General features: G+C 74.0%; 15 protein-coding genes and 1 pseudogene. 9 read left to right on the top strand and 7 right to left on the bottom strand.

Features of this window, described 5'->3' with window-relative positions:
• Positions 1–26 precede the first annotated feature (26 nt).
• The gene (locus FRAQA3DRAFT_RS26320; protein ID WP_009742097.1) at positions 27–983 is read left to right on the top strand and encodes an NAD(P)-dependent oxidoreductase; all 957 of its coding nucleotides are present in this window, start codon (positions 27–29) and stop codon (positions 981–983) included.
• Here the strand turns inward: FRAQA3DRAFT_RS26320 and FRAQA3DRAFT_RS26315 are convergent.
• Positions 958–2,439, bottom strand: a complete 1,482-nt coding sequence (locus FRAQA3DRAFT_RS26315) for a TerD family protein (protein ID WP_009742096.1) — start codon at positions 2,437–2,439, stop codon at positions 958–960. The genes FRAQA3DRAFT_RS26320 and FRAQA3DRAFT_RS26315 overlap by 26 nt on opposite strands.
• 137 nt (positions 2,440–2,576) lie before the next feature.
• Between FRAQA3DRAFT_RS26315 and FRAQA3DRAFT_RS26310 the strand changes: the two genes are divergently transcribed.
• The 4 genes from FRAQA3DRAFT_RS26310 (at position 2,577) to ctaD (ending at position 7,667) form a co-directional block, all read left to right on the top strand.
• Positions 2,577–3,185, top strand: a complete 609-nt coding sequence (locus tag FRAQA3DRAFT_RS26310) for a suppressor of fused domain protein (RefSeq protein WP_035921547.1) — start codon at positions 2,577–2,579, stop codon at positions 3,183–3,185.
• 104 nt (positions 3,186–3,289) lie between these two features.
• Positions 3,290–3,796 (top strand): MaoC family dehydratase, encoded by a 507-nt coding sequence (locus FRAQA3DRAFT_RS26305; RefSeq protein WP_009742094.1) that lies wholly within the window; start codon positions 3,290–3,292, stop codon positions 3,794–3,796.
• A gap of 135 nt (positions 3,797–3,931) precedes the next feature.
• Positions 3,932–5,671, top strand: a complete 1,740-nt coding sequence (locus FRAQA3DRAFT_RS26300; RefSeq protein WP_051054487.1) for an alkaline phosphatase — start codon at positions 3,932–3,934, stop codon at positions 5,669–5,671.
• A 259-nt stretch (positions 5,672–5,930) separates the two neighbouring features.
• Positions 5,931–7,667 carry a cytochrome c oxidase subunit I gene (gene ctaD / locus FRAQA3DRAFT_RS26295; RefSeq protein ID WP_009742092.1) on the top strand — a complete coding sequence of 579 codons (1,737 nt, stop codon included), beginning with the start codon at positions 5,931–5,933 and terminating at the stop codon, positions 7,665–7,667.
• Between the two features lie 34 nt (positions 7,668–7,701).
• Here ctaD and FRAQA3DRAFT_RS26290 read toward each other — a convergent pair whose 3' ends face one another.
• The 3 genes from FRAQA3DRAFT_RS26290 to gabT form a co-directional block, all read right to left on the bottom strand.
• Positions 7,702–8,733 (bottom strand): diacylglycerol kinase family protein, encoded by a 1,032-nt coding sequence (locus tag FRAQA3DRAFT_RS26290; protein WP_009742091.1) that lies wholly within the window; start codon positions 8,731–8,733, stop codon positions 7,702–7,704.
• A 62-nt stretch (positions 8,734–8,795) separates the two neighbouring features.
• A complete protein-coding gene (locus FRAQA3DRAFT_RS26285) occupies positions 8,796–9,440 on the bottom strand; it encodes a DUF6758 family protein (protein ID WP_009742090.1) in 645 nt (214 codons plus the stop codon).
• A 190-nt stretch (positions 9,441–9,630) separates the two neighbouring features.
• Complete coding sequence (gabT, locus tag FRAQA3DRAFT_RS26280) at positions 9,631–11,007, bottom strand: 4-aminobutyrate--2-oxoglutarate transaminase (protein ID WP_009742089.1); 1,377 nt, start codon at positions 11,005–11,007, stop codon at positions 9,631–9,633.
• 205 nt (positions 11,008–11,212) lie between these two features.
• Here gabT and FRAQA3DRAFT_RS26275 point away from each other — a divergent pair, with 205 nt between their 5' ends.
• Both FRAQA3DRAFT_RS26275 and FRAQA3DRAFT_RS26270 read left to right on the top strand, forming a co-directional pair.
• Positions 11,213–12,655 carry an aldehyde dehydrogenase family protein gene (locus FRAQA3DRAFT_RS26275; RefSeq protein WP_009742088.1) on the top strand — a complete coding sequence of 481 codons (1,443 nt, stop codon included), beginning with the start codon at positions 11,213–11,215 and terminating at the stop codon, positions 12,653–12,655.
• A 163-nt stretch (positions 12,656–12,818) separates the two neighbouring features.
• Positions 12,819–13,685 carry a PHP domain-containing protein gene (locus tag FRAQA3DRAFT_RS26270; protein WP_009742087.1) on the top strand — a complete coding sequence of 289 codons (867 nt, stop codon included), beginning with the start codon at positions 12,819–12,821 and terminating at the stop codon, positions 13,683–13,685.
• A gap of 111 nt (positions 13,686–13,796) precedes the next feature.
• On the opposite strand, the gene FRAQA3DRAFT_RS26265 is transcribed toward FRAQA3DRAFT_RS26270, so the two are convergent.
• Positions 13,797–14,318 carry a MarR family winged helix-turn-helix transcriptional regulator gene (locus FRAQA3DRAFT_RS26265; RefSeq protein WP_009742086.1) on the bottom strand — a complete coding sequence of 174 codons (522 nt, stop codon included), beginning with the start codon at positions 14,316–14,318 and terminating at the stop codon, positions 13,797–13,799.
• A gap of 336 nt (positions 14,319–14,654) precedes the next feature.
• Here FRAQA3DRAFT_RS26265 and FRAQA3DRAFT_RS26260 point away from each other — a divergent pair, with 336 nt between their 5' ends.
• Positions 14,655–15,797 (top strand): Mrp/NBP35 family ATP-binding protein, encoded by a 1,143-nt coding sequence (locus FRAQA3DRAFT_RS26260; protein WP_009742085.1) that lies wholly within the window; start codon positions 14,655–14,657, stop codon positions 15,795–15,797.
• A gap of 754 nt (positions 15,798–16,551) precedes the next feature.
• Here FRAQA3DRAFT_RS26260 and tatB read toward each other — a convergent pair.
• Both tatB and FRAQA3DRAFT_RS26250 read right to left on the bottom strand, forming a co-directional pair.
• Positions 16,552–17,061, bottom strand: a complete 510-nt coding sequence (gene tatB / locus FRAQA3DRAFT_RS26255; protein ID WP_009742084.1) for a Sec-independent protein translocase protein TatB — start codon at positions 17,059–17,061, stop codon at positions 16,552–16,554.
• A 66-nt stretch (positions 17,062–17,127) separates the two neighbouring features.
• Positions 17,128–18,411 carry a S1C family serine protease gene (locus FRAQA3DRAFT_RS26250; protein WP_232291778.1) on the bottom strand — a complete coding sequence of 428 codons (1,284 nt, stop codon included), beginning with the start codon at positions 18,409–18,411 and terminating at the stop codon, positions 17,128–17,130.
• A 634-nt stretch (positions 18,412–19,045) separates the two neighbouring features.
• Here FRAQA3DRAFT_RS26250 and FRAQA3DRAFT_RS37720 point away from each other — a divergent pair.
• Positions 19,046–19,410: pseudogene (locus tag FRAQA3DRAFT_RS37720) on the top strand (hypothetical protein); the annotation flags it as partial.

The following is a 19,410-nucleotide window of genomic DNA, read 5'->3' as shown; positions in this document are numbered from 1 at the left end:
CGACCATCCGGGACAGGAGCACGCTGATGCAGGTTGCCTTCGTCGGCCTCGGCACCATGGGCTTTCCCATGGCCGGCCATCTCGCCCGCGCCGGATTCGACACGGTCGTGTTCAACCGCACGGCGGCGACCGCGGCGCGCTGGTCGGCCGCGTACCCGGGCCGGGTCGCGGCGACGCCGGCGCAGGCCGCCGCCGGGGCCGACGTGGTGTGTGTCTGCGTCGGGGCCGACGACGACGTCCGCGCGGTGCTGCTCGGGCCGGACGGCGCGCTCGGCGCGCTGGTGCCCGGGGCGACGATCGTCGACCACACGACGACGTCGGCGGAACTGGCCGTGGAGATCGCGCAGCGGGCGGCGGCGGCGGGAGTCGGTTTCGTCGACGCCCCGGTGTCCGGCGGCCAGGCCGGCGCCGAGGCCGGCCGGCTCAGCGTCATGTGCGGCGGCGAGGCGGACACGGTGGAGCGGGTCCGGCCGGTGCTGGCCGCCTACGGGGCGACGATCACCCGGATCGGCCCGGTCGGCACCGGCCAGCTGACGAAGATGGTCAACCAGATCCTCGTCGCCGGGGCGGTCGAGGGCGCGGCCGAGGCGCTGAACTTCGCGATGGCCGCCGGCCTCGACCTGGACCGGGTGCTGCCCGCCGTGTCGGGCGGCGCCGCGAGCTCCTGGTACCTGACCAACCGCGCCGCCACCATGATCCGCGACGAGTTCGACTTCGGCTTCGCCGTCGACTGGATGCGCAAGGACCTGCGGATCTGCCTGGCGGAGGCGGCCCGCCGCGGCGTCCCGGTGCCGCTGACCGAACTCGCCGAGAGCGATCTCGCCGCCTCCCAGGCGCGCGGCGACGGACAGCTCGACGCCACCGCCGTCATCCGCCTGCGCCGCCTCGCCACCGCCCAGCCCGCAGCCGACGACGCGGACGACGCCCGGCCCGCCGGCGCTGACCGGGCGGCGGACGTCAGAGGTACTGCTTCGACGGGTTGACCATCGCGCGGACGGTCTTGCCGTCGTGGAACTCGCCGATCGCGGTCATCGCCCAGGTCTGGCCGCCGCCCTCGCGCTGCACCCGGCACAGCACCAGCCCGGTGGCCGGCTTGGACTCGGACAGGTCGAAGCGGACGAGCTCCTGGCCGGTGACGTCGTCGTAGAGCCGGCAGTAGGCGTTGCGCACGTCGGTGAAGGGCTGCCCCTGGAAGCTGTTCACCGTGAAGATCAGCGTGACGACGCCCGGGGGCAACGCGGCGAGATCCACCAGGATCGTCTCGTCGTCGCCGTCGCCACGGCCGGTGAGGTTGTCACCGGAGTGGCGCACCGCGCCGCGCGCGCCCTTCTTGGACATGAACCAGACCTTGTCCACGTCCTTGCCGCGCTCGTCGAACAGGATGCAGGACGCGTCGAGGTCGATCGTCCGGCCGCGCTGCGCCGGGTCCCAGCCCAGGCCCATCCGCACCCGGGTGAGGGGCGGCGCGCCGGTTTTCACCAGCGACACGCTCTGGCCCTTGGTCAGCGAGACCCGGCCCTTGTCCAGGTTGACCCGGCCGCCGGGCTGGCCGGGAGCGGGCGGCGGCGGCCCCCACTGGCCGCCGGCCGGCGGCCCCCAGGGCTGGCCGGCGGGCGCGGGCGGCGGCACGCCGGGCGGCCCCCACTGCTGACCGGGCGGCTGCGGCGCACCCCACTGCGGCGCGGCGGGTGGTGGGCCCCACTGCTGGCCGGGCGGCGGCTGCGGGGCACCCCACTGTGGTGCCCCGCCGGCCGGAGCCGGCGGGACGGGCGGCGGGCCCCACTGGTGACCGCCGGGCGGCCCGGACGCCGGCGTCGGCGGCGCCGCGGGCGGCGCCCACTGCTGACCCGCGGGCACGGCGGGCTGCGGGTGGGGTGGGGCGGCCGGCGGCGCCGACCCGGCCGGGGCCTGCGACGCGGCGGACGGCCCGCCGGAGGTGCCGGGATCGTCGACGGCGATGCCGAAGTCGGTGGCGATGCCGGCGAGCCCGGAGGCGTAGCCCTGCCCGACCGCACGCGCCTTCCACGCGCCGGCCCGGCGATAGAGCTCGACGAGGATCAGCGCCGTCTCGGCGCCGAGCCCGGCGGGGTCGAACCGGACCAGCTCGGCGCCGCCGCGGGTGTCGCGCACCGAGATCCCCAGCCCCCGCACGCCCGCGAACGTCACCGGGCCGGTGCCGTCCAGGCTGCCCGTGACGACGACCTTGTCGATGTCCGGCGGGACGGCGCCGAGAGTGAACTCCAGCACCGACGGCGGCACCAGCCGCACCCCCGGGCCGGTCGGCTGGTTGAAGAAGACGAAGTCGTCGTCGGTGCGCACCTTGCCGGCGGCCGTCACCAGGATCGCGGCGATGTCCAGCGAGCTCGACGAGGCGATCTCAACCCGGACGTCGGTGGTGGGCAGCGGCGCATTGCCGCCCTTCGTCAGCACCTGTCCCATAGCCGTAGCCTCTCCGAGGTCGTCGCGCACCATGTTGAACGCCGGCGCCGGGTGCGACGGTTCCCGGGCGGGACCGGCGGCACGTGCGCTCCCGCCGACCCTACGATCGGAGCCATGCGAACAGCGGCACGGGTCCCGTGAGCGACAGCGCCCTGAGTCGATCGGTCGAGGGGCACGTCACGGCGCTGTTCGGCCGGGACACCGGGCGCGCCTCGGTGACCTTTCTCGGCACGGAGCAGATGGACGTGCTGCGGTTCGGCCCCGACCGCGGCGGCGTCGTCCGGTACCTCACCCTCGGCATGTCCCGGGAGCCGATGACGGCGTCCGACTCCGCCGTGCGCGACCCCGCCGGGCCGCGGGCCGAGCTCGTGCTGTCGCTGCGCGGCCGGCGCGACAGCGTGCTGCGCCGGCTCGCCGTGCTCGCGGCCGTCCCCGCGGTCGAGGGCCGGCCCATCGCCCCCGGCGCCGGCCTGGACCTCGGCGAGCCGCTGTGGGACGGCGCGCCGTTCACCGCGGTCCTGGTCGGCGAGCCCGGCGGCCTGATCCCCGACCTGCCGCTCGCGGACGCCGTGGACGACCCCGCGTTCGCCGCCGCCGCGCCCGTGCGCTTCCTGCCCGTCCTGCCGATGACCATGAACGAGGCGGCCTTCAAGCGGGTGCACGGCCCCGAGGCGCTGCACCAGCGCTGGCTGGCCGCGGGCACCGACCTGCGCGATCCGAACCGCCGCGAGGTCGACCTCGGCTGAGGCGGGCACCCCGATCGCGACGACGCAGCGTAAAAAGTAGCTACTCTCTGCGGTCAAGGGTGCGTGTGACGCGCCGTCACCGCCGCGTCCGGAGGGGGTCTGTCATGCGGTTCGGCCGCTGGTTCGAGGAGTTCGAGGTCGGGGACGTGTACCGGCACTGGCCGGGCAAGACGGTCACCGAGTACGACGACCACCTGTTCTGCCTGCTGACGATGAACCACCATCCGCTCCACCTGGACGCCCACTACGCCGAGCGGAGCACCCAGTTCAAGCGCAACGTGGTGGTGGGCAACTACGTCTACTCGCTGCTGCTGGGCATGTCGGTGCCCGACGTCTCGGGCCGGGCCATCGCCAACCTCGAGGTCGAGTCGCTGCGGCACACCGCACCGGTGTTCCACGGTGACACGATCTACGGCGAGTCCACCGTGCTCGACAAGGTCCCCTCCCGCAGCCGTGACGACCGGGGCGTCGTCGCCGTGGAGACCCGCGGCCACAACCAGGACGGCGTGCTGGTGTGCGTCTATCGACGCAAGGTGATGGTCCCGACGCGCGCCTACGGCGAGGCGCACGGCGGCGAGCAGCCCGGCCGCCCCCAGCCCGCCCGCGCCTGATCCGCGGCTGCCGGACCGGCCGGCGCCGACCCGGCCCACGGCGGTGAACACTCGAGGGCCGGTACGGCAGAGGGACGCAACCATGTGCGGGTCCGGAGGTCCCGCGTGATCCGCAGGCACTACTCTCATGACTCTGTGACCGGTTTTGCCGCGGCGGGCCCCGAGCGTCCCCTTCGATCCCGTCCGTCCGAGGCCGGTTCCGGGCCCACCCCGGGCGGGCGCCCGCACCGGCGGGCGGTGCTGCTCGGCGGGCTGGGGCTCGGGGGCGCGGCGGCGGCCGCGGCGGGGCTGGCGGCCTGCGGCGGCTCGGGCAGCACGACGCCGATCCCGGCACCGACGCTGCGCGCGCCGACCCCCGTCCCCGGGGTGACCGAGGGCGTGTTCGCCCTGGGTGTGGCCAGCGGCGACCCGCTGCCCGACGGCGTCATCCTGTGGACCCGCCTGGCGCCCCGCCCCAGCAAGGGCGGCGGGATGCCCTCGCGCGACGTCCCGGTCGACTGGCAGATCGCCACCGACGAGAGTTTCCGCTCGGTGGTGCGCGCCGGCACCCAGACCGCGCAGGCGGCGTTCGCGCACTCGGTGCACGTCGACGTCCGCGGCCTGGAGCCGGGACGCGAGTACTTCTACCGTTTCCGCGCCGGCACCGTGCTCAGCCCCGTCGGCCGCACCAGGACCGCCGCCGCCCCGCAGGCCGGCGCGGACGCGGCCGGCGGGGCGCTGACCCTGGCGCTGGCCTCCTGCCAGGACTTCCAGAACGGCTACTGGCCGGCCTTCGACGCCATCGCCGCGGACGCGCCGGATCTCGTCGTGCACGTCGGCGACTACATCTACGAGTACGACCCGGACAGCCGGTTCCCGGACCGGGTGCACACCACCCCGCAGCAGCCCGGACTCGACCAGCTCCAGACGCTGGCGGACTACCGCAACCGGTACGGCCAGTACAAGGCGGACCCGGCGCTGCAGGCCGCCCACCACGCCGCGCCCTGGGTCGTCACCTGGGACGACCACGAGGTCGAGAACAACTACGCCGGCCTCGTCGACGAGGCCGGCGACGCCGGCGACCGCCATCAGGATCCGGCCGCCTTCGCCCGCCAGCGGGCCGCCGCCTACCAGGCGTACTACGAACACATGCCAATCCGGGCGGAGCTCAACCCGGGCTCCCCCGACCTGCGCGTCTACCGCCGACTCGCCTTCGGCAGCCTGCTGACGCTCAACGTCATGGACACCCGCCAGTACCGGACCCCGGTGCCGGGCAACTCCCCGGAGGCCATCGGCCCGGCCGCCCTCGGCCTCGGTAACACCGGTGGCACGATGGCCGGGGCAGCCCAGGAGCGCTGGCTGCGCGCGGGGCTCGACGCCTCCCGGACCCGCTGGAACGTGATCGCGCAGCAGACGATGATGGCCCAGCTCGACGGCCAGCTGCCCGTCGGGGCGGGGAACACGCTGACCAACCTCGACCAGAACGACGGCTACCGCCCCTACCGGCGGCGGCTGCTGTCCGGCGTGCGCGACAGCGGGGCCCGCAATCCCGTGGTGCTCTCCGGGGACCTCCACTGCGCCTGGGTGAACGACCTGCGCGTCGACTTCGACCGCCCGGAGACACCGGCGGTCGCGACCGAGTTCGTCTGCACCTCGATCAGCTCGGCCTTCTTCCTCATCAACGACGACTTCGTCCGGGAGAACAACGCCCGCCTCAACCCGCACGTCCGCTACTTCCGCGGCGATCGCCGGGGATACACCCGGGTCCGGGTGACGCCGACGGAATGGCGCGCGGACATGCGGGTCGTCGCCGACGTCTCCCGGCGGGACTCGCCGGTCTTCACCGATGCCACCTGGGTCGTCGAGGACGGCCTTCCCGGCGCCCAACCGGCCTGACCGCCCCGCGGACCGCCGGCCCGAACGTAAGAAATTCCGCGAAATCCCCCGGACCGCCCAGCGGGGCATCGCGAAACATATTCGAAGAAAACTCGACCCGCATCCAACCAGAATCCCGACCGGCACGTTAGGCTGCCGCCGGCCGACCGCCCCTGGACCGCGGTCGCCGGCGGCGTTGTCGCGGCTTATGACCGCGGTTGCGCCCGGCCGCCGCGGCCCGCCCGCGGCGCCGCGGACGACGAGGAACCGGGAGCCGAGCGTGACGATTCTTGAGGAGCCGCGGGAACCGGCGTCATCCACCCGGCCCAGCCCGCAGGACACCGTCGCGGCGCACACGAGGCCGCGCACGAACCTGCTGGGCTACCTGCGGACGACGTCCCACAAGGACATCGCCGTGATGTACTTCGTCACCTCGTTCGGTTTCTTCCTGTTCGCCGGGATCCTGGCCGTCATGATGCGGGCGGAGCTCGCCCGGCCGGGACTGCAGTACTTCTCCAACGAGCAGTACAACCAGATGCTCACGATCCACGGCACGGTCATGCTGCTGCTGTTCGCGACGCCGCTGGCGTTCGCGTTCGCCAACCTGCTGGTGCCGTTGCAGATCGGCTCGCCCGACGTGGCGTTCCCCCGCCTGAACTCGCTGTCCTACTGGCTGTTCCTGTTCGGCGGGCTGACCGTCATCTCCGGGTTCCTCACCCCGGACGGCGCCGCCGACTTCGGCTGGTTCGCCTACGCCCCGCTCAACAGCAAGGCCTACTCGCCCGTGACCGGCGCCGACCTGTGGGTCGTGGGCCTGGTGGTGTCCGGTCTGGGCACCATCCTCGGCGCGGTCAACATGGTCACCACGACGTTGTGCCTGCGCGCGCCCGGCATGACGATGTTTCGGCTGCCCATCTTCTGCTGGACGTTCCTGGTGACGTCGATCCTGGTGCTGGTCGCCTTCCCGGTGCTGGCCGCGCAGCTGCTGTCGCTGGAGGCGGACCGCCGTTTCGGCGCGCACGTGTTCGACGCGCCGAACGGCGGGGCGATCCTGTGGCAGCACCTGTTCTGGTTCTTCGGCCATCCCGAGGTCTACATCATCGCGCTGCCGTTCTTCGGCATCATCAGCGAGATCCTGCCGGTCTTCTCCCGAAAGCCCCTGTTCGGCTACAAGGGGCTGGTCTTCGCCACGATCGGGATCGGCGTGCTGTCCATCGCCGTGTGGGCGCACCACATGTTCGTCACCGGCGCGGTGCTGCTGCCGTTCTTCGCGCTGCTGTCGTTCCTCATCGCGGTGCCGACCGGCATCAAGTTCTTCAACTGGATCGGCACGATGTGGCGCGGTCAGCTCACCTTCGAGACGCCGATGCTGTTCGCGCTCGGCTTCCTGGTGACCTTCCTGCTGGGCGGGCTGACCGGGGTGATGCTGGCCAGTCCGCCGATCGACTTCCACGTCAGCGACAGCTACTTCGTCGTCGCCCACTTCCACTACGTCGTGTTCGGCACCGTGGTCTTCGCCGCGTTCGGCGGCACCTACTTCTGGTTCCCGAAGGTCACCGGCCGGATGATGAACGACCGGCTGGGCAAGGTCCATTTCTGGACCATGTTCATCGGCTTCCACACCACGTTCCTGGTGCAGCACTGGCTCGGCGTGCGCGGCATGCCGCGGCGCTACGCCGACTACGGACCGACCGACGGGTTCACCACCCTGAACACGGTCTCGTCCGCCGGCGCGTTCCTGCTGGCCGTGTCGACGCTGCCGCTCATCTACAACCTGTGGCACTCCTACCGGCGTGGCGCGCTCGCCGCCGTCGATGACCCGTGGGGCTACGGGAACTCGCTGGAATGGGCGACGTCCTGCCCGCCGCCGCGGCACAACTTCCGGTCACTGCCGCGGATCCGCTCCGAGCGGCCCGCCTTCGACCTGCACTACCCGCAGCTCAGCGGCCTCGTCGACTACCACGCGTCGCCGGAGCTCGCCGACGCGCGCACGCAGCCCGCACAGCACGAGCAGTAGGCGACGGGCGCCCGGCGACTCGGCAACCGGCGGGTCAGCGCCAGGTGGGGACGGCTGCGCCGGCCGGGACGAGCAGGCGCAGGGCACCCGGGCGCACCACGATCTCGGCGGGCAGGTCGGCCAGCGGATCCCCGTCGGCGTACACCGCGAACGGCCGGTCGGCGCTGACGCGCACCCGCCGGCCCCGCAGCACCCGCACGTGGCGGGTGTGCACGTGCCGGCCGGTGAACACCCGTGGGAACAGCGCCAGGAAGGTCAGCCGGGACGTCCGCGAGATCAGCACGATCTCCAGCAGCCCGTCGGCGAGATCGGCGTCGGGGGCGAAGCGCATCCCGCCGCCGTAGTACGCCGCGTTGGCCGCGGCGACCGTCCAGCCGTGCAGCGCCCGGGGCGGAGCGTCGTCGACCGTCACCGTGAACCGCACCGGCCGCCAGGCCGCCACCGCCCGTAGCGCCGCGTAGGTGTAGACGTGCCGCCCGCGTAGCAGGCGGGTCCGGTTGGCGATGACCTGCACGTCGGAGTCGAATCCGACGCTGGCGATCCCCAGGTACGGCCGGCCGCCGACCTCGGGCAGGTCCCCCCGCCGCTCCCGAAACCCGGCGAGATCAGCGGCGACGCGGCGGGGGTCGGCGCTCAGTCCCAGGCCACGGGCGAAGTCGTTGCCGCGGCCGCCGGGCAGCACGGCGAGCAGCCCACCCGACCGGGCCACCGCCCCGGCGACCGCCCCGGCCAGGCCGTCCCCGCCGAGGGCCACCACCACCCGGCCCTGCGCGGTCGCCTCGGCGGCGAGCCGACCGGCGTGGGCGAGGTCACGGGTGGGGGCGACCCGCACGTCGGCCGCCCACCGGTCGAGCTCGGCGCGGACGCCGTCGAGCAGGCGCAGCGCCCGGCCGCGGCCCGCGCTCGGATTGACGACCACGGTGAGCAGGCCCCGGTCGACCTCCGCGGCGGCCGAGGGCGAGGGTGCCGGGGGCGAGGGTGCCGGGGGCGAGGGTGCCGGCGGGGAGGGTGCCGGCGGGGAGAGTGCCGGCGGGGAGAGTGCCGGCCGGGAGGACGGTTCCGTCATATTGGCCCGTTCCCTTCGCCGGCTGATCCGATCGGATCAGCCTACGGCCGCGGTGACCCGGCTCACCGCACCGCGGGCGGCCCGACGGTCAGATGCTCGCTGACGGCACCGAAGAACGACCGCTCGCCGATCTCGGGGGCGTCCCGCACGTCACGCAGCACCAGGTGCTCCAGCAGGATCAGCGCCGCGTCCGCCGGCCAGAGCACCAGCCACAGCCATACCCCGCGGGCTTCACCGACGAAGGCCGCCCGGTCGGGCGGGACGACCAGCGGCCACATCGCGGTGGGATGCCCGGCGGCCTCGACCTTGGCCTCGGGCACGCCCGGCAGCGCCTCCGGGTCGGGGCCGGCGATGCCCGCGAGCCGGGCGCCGAGGCCCACCCCGGGTTCCTCGGCCACGAGGATCATCTCCGCCGGGCCGCCCAGCGGGGAGGGGCCGGCGAGGGCGAGCGCGGTGGCCCGCGGCCCGGTGCGATCGTCACCGGCCCAGCCGACCCCGCTGACGTACCAGTGCACCGGCATGGGCTCCGGCAGCCACACGGGCACGGTCGAGGACGTGGCCAGGGCGTGCAACGACTGCTCGCGAGAGGAGACGGCCGTCCGGTACGGGCTCACCTCCCCGTGCTCGTCGCACCGGTACTGGCTGCTCCACAGGTCGGGCGGGCGGAGCGGGCCGAGACAACGAGGACAGGTGGCAGCAATGGTCACCGGGCGCCTCCTGGCGTAGGTGGACGGAGCCCGCCGGACGTCGACGGTTCCGATACCGCTGTTCCCGCCCCCTACCACGAGCAACCGTCCCACCAGCACAGATGTGCCGAACCTCCGGGCACGACGGGTCGGCGACGGGCCGGCGGGCCTGCCCGGGACACGCCGGTGCGCGAGCCTGCCGGACCCGGGGTCAGCGGCCCGCGGCGACCTCGGCGAACGCCTCGTCGAGGACGTCGAGGCCGGCGAGCAGCAACGACTCGCCGATCACCAGCGGCGGCAGCAGCCGCAGCACGTTGCCCCACGTGCCGGCGGTGAGCACGATCAGGCCGCGGCGGTGGCAGGCCGCCGCGACGGCCGCGGTCAGCTCCTTGTCCGGGGCGGTGTCGCCACCGCCGCGGACCAGCTCCAGGGCGAGCATCGCGCCCCGCCCGCGGACGTCCCCGACGACGTCGTGCCGCGCTGCCAGGGCGCGCAGCCGGGGCAGCGCGAGCTCGCCGATATGCCGCGCCCGCCCGGCGAGGTCCGCGGACTCGATGAACTCCATCGCGGCGAGCGCCGCCGCGCACGCCGCCGGGTTGCCGCCGTACGTGCCACCGAGCCCGCCGACCTGCGGGGCGTCCATGATCTCGGCCCGTCCGGTGACGGCCGCCAGCGGCATCCCGCCGGCGATGCCCTTCGCGGTGGCGATGAGGTCCGGCACGACGCCCTCGTCCTCGCAGGCGAACATCGTGCCGGTGCGGGCGAATCCGGTCTGTATCTCGTCGGCGACGAACAGGATGCCGGCATCCGCGCAGAACTGGGCGAGGCGGGGCAGGAAGCCGCGGCCGGGGACGATGAACCCGCCCTCCCCCTGGATCGGCTCGATGACCATCGCGGCGACCTCGCCCGCACCGATCTCGTCCCGGACGAGGTCGATCACCCGCGCCGCCGCCTGCTCGCCGCAGTGCTCCGGACCGGTCGGCCAGCGATAGGGGTAGGCCAGCGGCGCCCGGTAGACCTCGGGCGCGAAGGGCCCGAAACCGGCCTTGTAGGGCATCGATTTCGCCGTCATCGCCAACGTCAGGTTCGTCCGCCCGTGGTAGGCGTGCTCGAAGACGACGATCGCGTCGCGCCCGGTCGCGGAACGGGCGATCTTGACGGCGTTCTCGACTGCCTCCGCCCCGGAGTTGAACAGCGCCGTGCGCTTGTCGTGGTCGCCAGGGGTCAGCCGGTTGAGGGCCTCACAGACGGCGACGTACCCCTCGTACGGCGTGATCATGAAGCAGGTGTGCGTGAACCGGCCGACCTGTTCGCGCACCGCCTCGACCACGCCGTCCGCGGCGTTGCCGACGCTGACCACGGCGATGCCCGACCCGAAGTCGATCAACGAGTTGCCGTCGACGTCGACGACGACCCCGCCGCCGGCCGCGTGCACGTACACGGGCAGGGTCTCCCCCACCCCGCGGGCGACCGCGCCGGCCCGGCGGGCGGCCAGCGCGCGCGAGCGCGGCCCGGGGATCTCGGTGACGAGGTGACGGATCTGGGGCAGCCGCGGGCCGCCGTGGGCCGGCACGTTCGGAGGGTTCATCTCGTCTGCTCCCGCCTGCTCGCCAGCCCGCTCTCCACCTGGCCATCGTCCCCCGACCGCAGGCTCGGGGCCGGTGTGTCCGCCCAGGTCAGCACCACCGGGATGGCGGTGTGCGCCGATGGGCCGGTCGGGCGCGTTGGACCCACCAGGCCGCCGACGATGCGCCTAGGATGACGTGTGATGGCGACGACATGGGCGGATCGCGATGGCTGACGTCACCTCATTCTGGCTGGCGGGCAGCCGCGCCGAGAGTGCCTCGACGATCGACGTCCGGCACCCCTTCGACGACGGCCTCGTGGCCACCGTGGCGCAGCCCGACACCGACCAGGTCGAGCGGGCCGTCGCGGCCGCCGCCGAGGTCTTCCCGCGCTTCTCGGCGCTGCCGGCGCACGTGCGCGCCTCGGCGCTGGCGCACGTGTCCAGGGAGATCGCGGGGCGCGGCGACGAGCTCGCCCGGCTCATCACCGCGGAGAGCGGCAAGCCGCTGACCTGGGCTCGGGCCGAGGTGGCCCGGGCGAGCTCGACATTTCGCTGGGGCGCGGAGGAGGCCCGCCGCTTCACCGGCGAGCTGACCCGGCTGGACACGGACCCGACGGGGGAGGGGCGCCTGGCGCTGAGCCGGCGCTTCCCCCGCGGGCCCGTGCTGGGGATCACCCCGTTCAACTTCCCGCTGAACCTGGTGGCGCACAAGGTCGCGCCGGCGTTGGCGGTCGGTGCCCCGATCATCGTCAAGCCCGCCCCCCGCACGCCGCTGTCCGCGCTGTTCCTCGGCGACCTGCTCGCCGAGACCGACCTGCCCGAGGGGTCCTGGTCGGTCCTGCCCGTCCCGAACAGCGAGGTCGGCGGGCTCGTCACGGACCCGCGCCTGCCGGTGGTGTCCTTCACCGGCTCCGGCCCGGTCGGCTGGTCGATCCGCGACGCGGTGCCCCGCAAGCACGTCGTGCTCGAACTCGGCGGCAACGGCGCCGTGCTGGTGACGGCCGACTACGCGGCGCCGGGCGACCTCGCGCGGGCGGCCGGGCGCATCGCCCTGTTCGCCAACTACCAGGCCGGCCAGTCCTGCATCGCCGTGCAGCGGGTCTACGCCGACCGGTCCGTCTACGACGAACTGCTCAGCGAGATCGTCACCGCCGTGCGGGCGCTGCGCGGCGGCGACCCGACCGACCCGGCCACCGACGTCGGCCCGCTCATCGACGTCGCCTCGGCACGCCGCGTCGAGGAGTGGATCGCCGAGGCCGTCGCCGCCGGCGGGACGCTCGTCTGCGGCGGCACACGCACCGGCGCGAGCATCGCCCCGACCGTGCTCACCGACGTGCCCGCCGGCGCCCGGGTCGTGCGCGAGGAGGTCTTCGGGCCGGTCCTCGTCGTGTCCGCGGTGGACGGGTTGGACGACGGCCTCGCCCGGGTCAACGACAGCGAGTTCGGCCTGCAGACCGGCGTGTTCACCCACGACCTGGCCACCGCGTTCCGCGCCCACCGCGAGCTCGCCGTCGGCGGGGTCGTCATCGGCGACGTCCCCTCCTACCGGGCCGACCAGATGCCCTACGGCGGCACGAAGGGCTCCGGCATCGGCCGGGAGGGCGTCCGCGCGGCCATGACCGACCTCACCGAGGAGCGGGTCCTGGTCCTCACCGGCCTCGACCTCTAGCCGAACTTCCGGCCGATAGCCCCGAACCTCCGGCCGATAGCCCCGAACCTCCGGCCGATAGCCCCGAACCTCCGGCCGCCCGGACCACCAGCCGGCCGCGAGGCTCGGCCGGCCGAGCCTCGATGCGGTGCGGCCGGCGGGGATGAGCTGACAGCATGGACGGATGACCATCGACCTGCACACCCACTCCACCGCGTCGGACGGACTGGTCCCACCGGAGGATCTCGTCCGGCTCGCCGCCGAGACGGGGCTGACGGTCATCGCGCTGACCGATCACGACACCACCGCGGGCATCGGGCGCGCCGCCGCGGCGCTGCCCGCCGGCCTCACCCTGGTGCCGGGCGCGGAGATCTCCTGTTCCGTCGAGGTGACCGGAGGGTCGATCTCCCTGCACGTGCTGGCCTACCTGTTCGACCCGGCCGAGCCCGCCTTCGCCGCGGTCCGCGCCCAGGTCCGCGAGCACCGGGCCGTCCGCGCCCGCCGGATGGCCGACCGGCTGGCCGCCGACGGGCATCCGGTGCGCTGGGAACGGGTGGCCGAGCTCGCCGCCGGGACGGTGGGCCGCCCGCACATCGCGGCGGCGATGGTCGAGGCCGGGCTGGTGCCGACGGTGGCGGCGGCGTTCACCCGCGACTGGATCGGCGCCGGCGGGCCGTACTGGGTCGGCAAGGAGCAGCCGGACGTCTGGCAGACCCTGCGGCTGATCCGCGACGCGGGAGGGGTCAGCGTGTTCGCGCACCCGTTCGCGAGCCGGCGCGGGGCGACGGTCGGCCCCGACGTGATCGAGCGGATGTCCCGGGCGGGGCTCGGCGGGATCGAGGTCGACCATCCCGACCATGACGCCGACGAACGGCGCCGGCTACGCGGACTCACCGCCGAGCTCGGCCTGATCGTGACGGGATCGAGCGACTTCCACGGCAGCAGCAAGCCGCAGGGGCTCGCCGCCGAGACGACCAGCCGCGAGGCGTACGAGGAACTGGTGGCCGCCGCCACCGGCACGGCACCGATCACCGGGCCGTCCCCCGCCTGACCGCACCCCCAGCCCTGGACCGTACCCCCAGCCCTGGGCCGCACCCCAGCCCGGCCGCGCTCACAGCCCGGCCGCGCTCACAGCCCGGCCGCGCTCACAGCCCGGCCGCGCTCACACGCCCTTGCCGCACCCCCGTGCGCCGTCGTGCCCGTCGCGCGGCGGGCTCAGTCGCCCGAGCAGCTCGGCGAGCTGGTCCTGCTCCGCCCGGCTGAAGTGGGACAGCACGTGCCGGCCCACCCCCTTCAGATGGGTGCCGGAGGCCGCCCGCAGCCGATCGAGGCCCTGCGGCGTTAGGGTGGCAAGCGTGCCGCGGGCGTCGGACGGGCAGGACCGCCGGGCGACCAGCCCCTCGCGCTCCAACCGGTCGACCAGCCGGGTCAGCCCGCTGCGGGACAGCAGCACCGCCTGCGCGAGCTCGCTCATACGCAGCTCGTAGTTCGGCGCCTCGGCGAGCTGGACGAGCACGTCGTAGGAGGCCAACGGCAGATGGTGGACAGCCTCCAGCTCGGCCTCGAGCACCCGGGTGACGTGCGCGTGTGCCTGCAGCAGCCCCCGCCAGGCCCGCATGCCGCGCTCGTCGACCCAGTTCGCGTCGGTCTCGGAGCTGGCGCCGATCACCTCTTCGACTGCCATCGCGTCCTCCCGCTGCCGCCTCGATCAGCCTATGCCGTCATGTGCCCCCACCGGCTCCCCCGCCACGGCACCGGCCAGGGGCACGGCGGCGCCGCGCGGCCCAAAGTCCTGGTCACCGCGATCGGTCCGGTTTTGAGTCAGATACCCGACAGGTCGGTGAACCGACGGACCACACCGATCGACAACCACCGGTACCGCCCGATTCATCCGGGTTCTGGCACCCGTGGCTCACACCTGACCGGCGCGCGAACGCTGACGGGCTTTCCGCGGGCTATCGTGGACCCAACGGCGGCTCCGAGGGCCGCATCGGATGCCAATCAGTGACTGAGGTTTCCCTTGTCCCCATCCCGGCCTTCCTCCGACGCGATCCAGTCGGCTCTGGCGACGGTGCACGATCCCGAGATCGGCCGCCCCATCACGGAGCTGGACATGGTCTCGTCGGTCCACGTGCTCGACGACGGCTCGGTTGACATCACGGTGCTGCTCACCGTGTCCGGCTGCCCGATGCGCGATGAGATCATCAACCGTGTCAGCCGAGCCGTCAGCGCCCTGGAGGGGGTGCGCGAGGTCCGCGTCGACCTGCAGGTCATGACGGACGAGCAGCGCACCGCCCTGCACACGAAGCTGCGTGGCGGCGTCGCCCCCAAGATGATCCCGTTCGCCCAACCGGGCTCCCTGACCAGGGTGTACGGCGTGGCCAGTGGAAAGGGCGGCGTCGGCAAGTCCTCGATCACCGTGAACCTGGCCGCGGCGATGGCCCGCACGGGCCTCGCCGTCGGCGTACTCGACGCCGACATCTACGGCCACTCCGTGCCGCGGATGCTGGGCATCGAGCGCCCCCCCACCCAGGTCGAGAAGATGATCATGCCGCCCCAGGCGCACGGCGTCCGGGTCATCTCCACCGGCATGTTCACTCGCGGGAACCAGCCGGTGACCTGGCGCGGGCCGATGCTGCACCGCGCCCTCGAGCAGTTCCTGTCCGACGTCTTCTGGGGTGACCTCGACGTCCTCCTGCTGGACCTGCCGCCCGGCACCGGCGACATCGCCATCTCCCTAGCGCAGCTCGTGCCCTCCTCCGAGCTGCTGATCGTCACCACCCCGCAGCTCGCCGCGACCGAGGTCGCCGAGCGAGCCGGCACGATCGCCGTGCAGACCCGGCAGAACGTCGTCGGCGTCGTCGAGAACATGGCCTGGTTGCCCTGCCCGCACTGCGGGGAGCGCGTCGACGTCTTCGGTTCCGGCGGCGGCGCCGCCGTCGCCGAGCGCCTGACCCGCGTCCTCGGGCACGACGTCCCCCTGCTCGCGCAGGTCCCGGTGGACGTCCGCCTGCGCGAGGGCGGCGACAACGGCGTCCCCCTCGTCGTCGGTGAGCCGGACAGCGAGGCGAGCAAGGCCCTGCGCGCGATGGCCGACCGGCTCACCTACCGCTCCCGCGGCCTCGCCGGCCGCAGCCTCAACCTCACCCCCGCCGGTCGCTGAGGCCCAGCCCCGCGGGCGCCCGGCCCCGGTGACACCCACCGAGGCGGGTCGCCCGCGGGCGTTCGCACCTTCGCGATCATCGCGGCAGGAACCGAGCCCCCACAACGACGGCTCCCGCCCGGTGACATCGCGGCCCCCACACGCGTTGCCACCCACCGGGTGAAGTCTGGCAGCCCACCTCTTGATCGCAGGCTGCCTGGCCGGTCGAAGTCCGATCCCTTCAGCATGATCAGCGACCCTGGCGTGCCCCTCGCTGTCAACGACGTCTACTCGGCCGGATAGCGGCCACATCATGCCGAGGCCTCATCACGGTTTCGGCCCCACAAACCGCAACTACCCCTCGGCACGTCTGTGCACCCACCCGATGACGGACAGCACGGCAGCCGACAGCGGTTCGTCCCGGCCTGCGGCCCACGGGGCAGCAGGTGGCGGCGCCGACCTCGGACTCTCTCGCCTGGCGATGATCAGCAGCCCGCACTGCCGCACCCAATGCGCGCAGCTTCGGCTGTTGCCATCCCTCTAGGGATGATCAGGTGCGCGGTGTGGGGCCCGGGTCGCGCCGGAAGCATCGCAACCGGCGATCCCCCCGCAGCGGTGGCGCGACTCCAAGGCGAGGCCGGCACGGAGGCGGGCTGCGGAGTCTCACCGGTAGGAGCCCTGGGCGGGGCGCGCACCACTCAGCAGGCGTCCGACCTGTACTGCTCTCCCTAGGCGCCGGGGTGCGTCGAGCACCCGAGGCCGCGGGCGGCTTGGCTCAGGTGGCGTCGGGGTCGAAGGGGGTGGCGTTCGGCTGGGGCGGGACAGCACGGGACGCGGTCGCCTTCGGCGGGGAGGACTTCGACAGCAGCGCGGGCGTCGACGGGGCCGGCGGCGTGGGAGTGTCGGTGGGGGCGCGGCCCGGCTCGCGGGCGGCCTCCTTCGGCAGGGAGGACTTCGTCAGCGACGGGGTCGCGGGCGCCTCGTCGCCGAGGAGCAGCGCATCCAGCGCGGTCCGCTTGGTCAGGTACGGGGGCAGCGGGGGCTCGTCCTCGAACAGGTGCTTGCGGACGAAGGTCTTGGGATGCAGATCCCGGATGTCGAGATCGGCGAATTCCGGGCCGAGCTCGGATCGGAGATCATTGCGCATGCCGTTGGCCATCTGCCGAAGCTGGCGCAGCATGCGCCCCGCGTCCCGGGCCGCCTTGGGCAGCCTGTCCGGGCCGAAGACGAACAGGCCGATCAGCAGCAGGACGACGACTTCACCCCACCCGACACCGTTGAACACCGGCTGAGCGTACCTCTCCCCCTGTTGCTGCGCGGAACTCCCGGGCAACGAAAAGATGTCCAATGCTCAGTTCTGTTGTTCCTGGAGTGTCATTTGGGTGGTTGCGGTGACACGGCCGCGCACGTAGGTGACGGTGACCTTGTCGCCTACCCGGTGCAGCCGGGCCGCCACGAGCAGATCGTTCGTCCCGCGGATCGTGTTCGCGTCGATCCGGGTGATGACGTCGCCGACCCGCAGCCCGGCGCGGGCCATCGGGCCGTCGGAAACGAGGCTCACCAGCCGGGCGCCGGGCACCCCGCCGGTTGCCGTGGCCTCACCCGTCGTGACGGTGGCGGCCGAGGCGCCGACGTAGGGATGGGTGGCCCGACCGGTCGCGATGAGCTCCTGGGCGACGGAACGCGCGAAGTCCACCGGGACGGCGAAGCCCACGCCGATGCTGCCGCTCTGCGCCTGCTCCTCGTGCCCGGGCACCGCCGCGATCGCCGCGTTGATCCCGACGACCTGCCCAAGCGCGTCGAGCAGGGGACCACCGGAGTTCCCCGGGTTGATCGCCGCGTCGATCTGGATCGCGCCGATGAGCACCGTCGGGGCGCTGCCGTTCTCGGCCGGGACGGTCGGATTGCGGTCCAGGGCGCTGACGACGCCGGTCGTCACCGTGCCGGACAAGCCCAGCGGCGCCCCGATGGCGACGACCGGCGCCCCGACCACGAGCGAGCCGGACTGGCCCAGCGTCGCCGCCGGCAACGGGGTCGGGGCCGGAATGCGCAGCACGGCGAGGTCGGTCTGCGGGTCACGCCCGACGAGCTGGGCCCGGATCTGGCCGAACTCCTGGTAGCGGCGCACCGAGATCGGGCTGCCGCCGGCTACCGCGGACGCGATGACATGGTTGTTCGTGAGGATGTAGCCGTCCGAGCTGATGATCACTCCGGAACCGGTGCCGCCGCTGCCGTCGTCGCCCGCCCCGCCGACGTCGACCGTCACCACGGTAGGCAGCGCGGCTGCGGCGATCGCGGCGACCGTCCGGCGGTCGGTGACGGGAGCCGGGCTGCCGACGCCGAGCGTCTTCACCGGCTGAACGCTGGTGTCGCCCGAGGTGATGGCGACGGCCAGGCCGCCGATCCCACCGCCCAACAGTCCCGCGACGAGCACGCAGGCCAGCAGCGCCCGCCAGCCGAGGACGACCGGGCGACCCCCCGGCCCCGCGCCGGCACCCGTCCCCGACCGCTGCGCCGGGGACGCGGGGGCGGCATCCCGATCGCCGTCGCCATCACCGCCGGCCCACGGATCCGGCTTCGCGTCCCCGCCGGGACCGGCGATCCCGACGCGCCGAGCGGGCCGCAGGGCCGTCACCGACCCGGCACCCCGGCCGGGTACCCGTGCCGGCGCGACGGTCACCGCCGGCCTGCCGCGCTCGCCCGGAGCCGGCGCTGACTCGGCGGCTCGGCCAGCATCCCGCGTCGACGCGACGGCCGCCGCCGACCCGCCGCGGCCGCCCGGAACCGGCTGCGACCCGGCGGCCACGGTGGCTTCCGCTGACGCCTGCGTGGTGGGCAGCCGGCCACCGGGAGTCGCCGGTGTCGCCGGTGTCCCCGACCCTGCCGGCCGCTCCACCCGGCTCGCGGTCGTCGGGGCGCCGATGGGCTCGCCGCCGGAGTCGGCGTTGGCGGCGGCGTTGGCGGCGGCGTCGCGCTCGGCACCAGCGCGCAGGCTCCAGGTCCGACCGCCGCCTCGGGCAGCTCGGTTTATGCCATCGGGTGTAGCCACCGTAGCGCCGCCGGTGCCGCCGGTGCCGCCAGTGCCGCCGGTACCGCGGCCGGAATGTCGCGCGTGCCGGGCGCCGGTCGACGGGCGCTGCCTGCCCTCGCCGGGCGGGGGCACGGGCGGCCGCCGGGCCGGCGGGCGCGATGCGGGGGCAGGCGCCACCCGTTCCTGCCCGACCGCCTCCGGCCCTGCTACCTCAGGACGCGGACGAGGAGTCCCGCCGGTGTGCATCTCGTCGAGCACCTCGAGCCTGTCCGGAACGCTGGACGGGCTCGGGGTGCTCGCCCGCAGCCCGGCTTCGTCCCTGGTGGGCAGCGCGCCGTCCCTCGACGGCAGCGCGACGCTGTCGGCCGGCGAGACGCCCTTGGACGTCCCAGCCCCCGGTGCGGGCTCACCCCCCCGTACAGACCCAACTCCACCCGCCGACCTAACGCCACCCGCCGGGCCAACTCCACCCGCCGGGCCAACTCCACGCGCCGGCACGGTCTCCTGCGCCGGGACAGTCCCTGCAGCCAGCACCGCCTCCCGGGCCGACGCGCCACCCGGGGTGGAGACGGCACCCGGGGTGGACCGGACGCCCGCGGCCGG

The sequence above is a fragment of the Frankia sp. QA3 genome (assembly GCF_000262465.1).
Lineage (GTDB): Bacteria > Actinomycetota > Actinomycetes > Frankiales > Frankiaceae > Frankia.
This window is presented reverse-complemented; position numbering and strand designations above follow the sequence as displayed.

What these genes read in the sequence shown, in the direction of transcription:
- FRAQA3DRAFT_RS26320 (WP_009742097.1), top strand. Translation starts at nt 27, where the DNA reads ATGCAGGTTGCCTTCGTCGGCCTCGGCACCATGGGCTTTCCCATGGCC.
- FRAQA3DRAFT_RS26315 (WP_009742096.1), bottom strand. Translation starts at nt 2,439, where the DNA reads ATGGGACAGGTGCTGACGAAGGGCGGCAATGCGCCGCTGCCCACCACC.
- FRAQA3DRAFT_RS26305 (WP_009742094.1), top strand. Translation starts at nt 3,290, where the DNA reads ATGCGGTTCGGCCGCTGGTTCGAGGAGTTCGAGGTCGGGGACGTGTAC.
- FRAQA3DRAFT_RS26290 (WP_009742091.1), bottom strand. Translation starts at nt 8,733, where the DNA reads ATGACGGAACCGTCCTCCCGGCCGGCACTCTCCCCGCCGGCACTCTCC.
- gabT (WP_009742089.1), bottom strand. Translation starts at nt 11,007, where the DNA reads ATGAACCCTCCGAACGTGCCGGCCCACGGCGGCCCGCGGCTGCCCCAG.
- FRAQA3DRAFT_RS26275 (WP_009742088.1), top strand. Translation starts at nt 11,213, where the DNA reads ATGGCTGACGTCACCTCATTCTGGCTGGCGGGCAGCCGCGCCGAGAGT.
- FRAQA3DRAFT_RS26270 (WP_009742087.1), top strand. Translation starts at nt 12,819, where the DNA reads ATGACCATCGACCTGCACACCCACTCCACCGCGTCGGACGGACTGGTC.
- FRAQA3DRAFT_RS26265 (WP_009742086.1), bottom strand. Translation starts at nt 14,318, where the DNA reads ATGGCAGTCGAAGAGGTGATCGGCGCCAGCTCCGAGACCGACGCGAAC.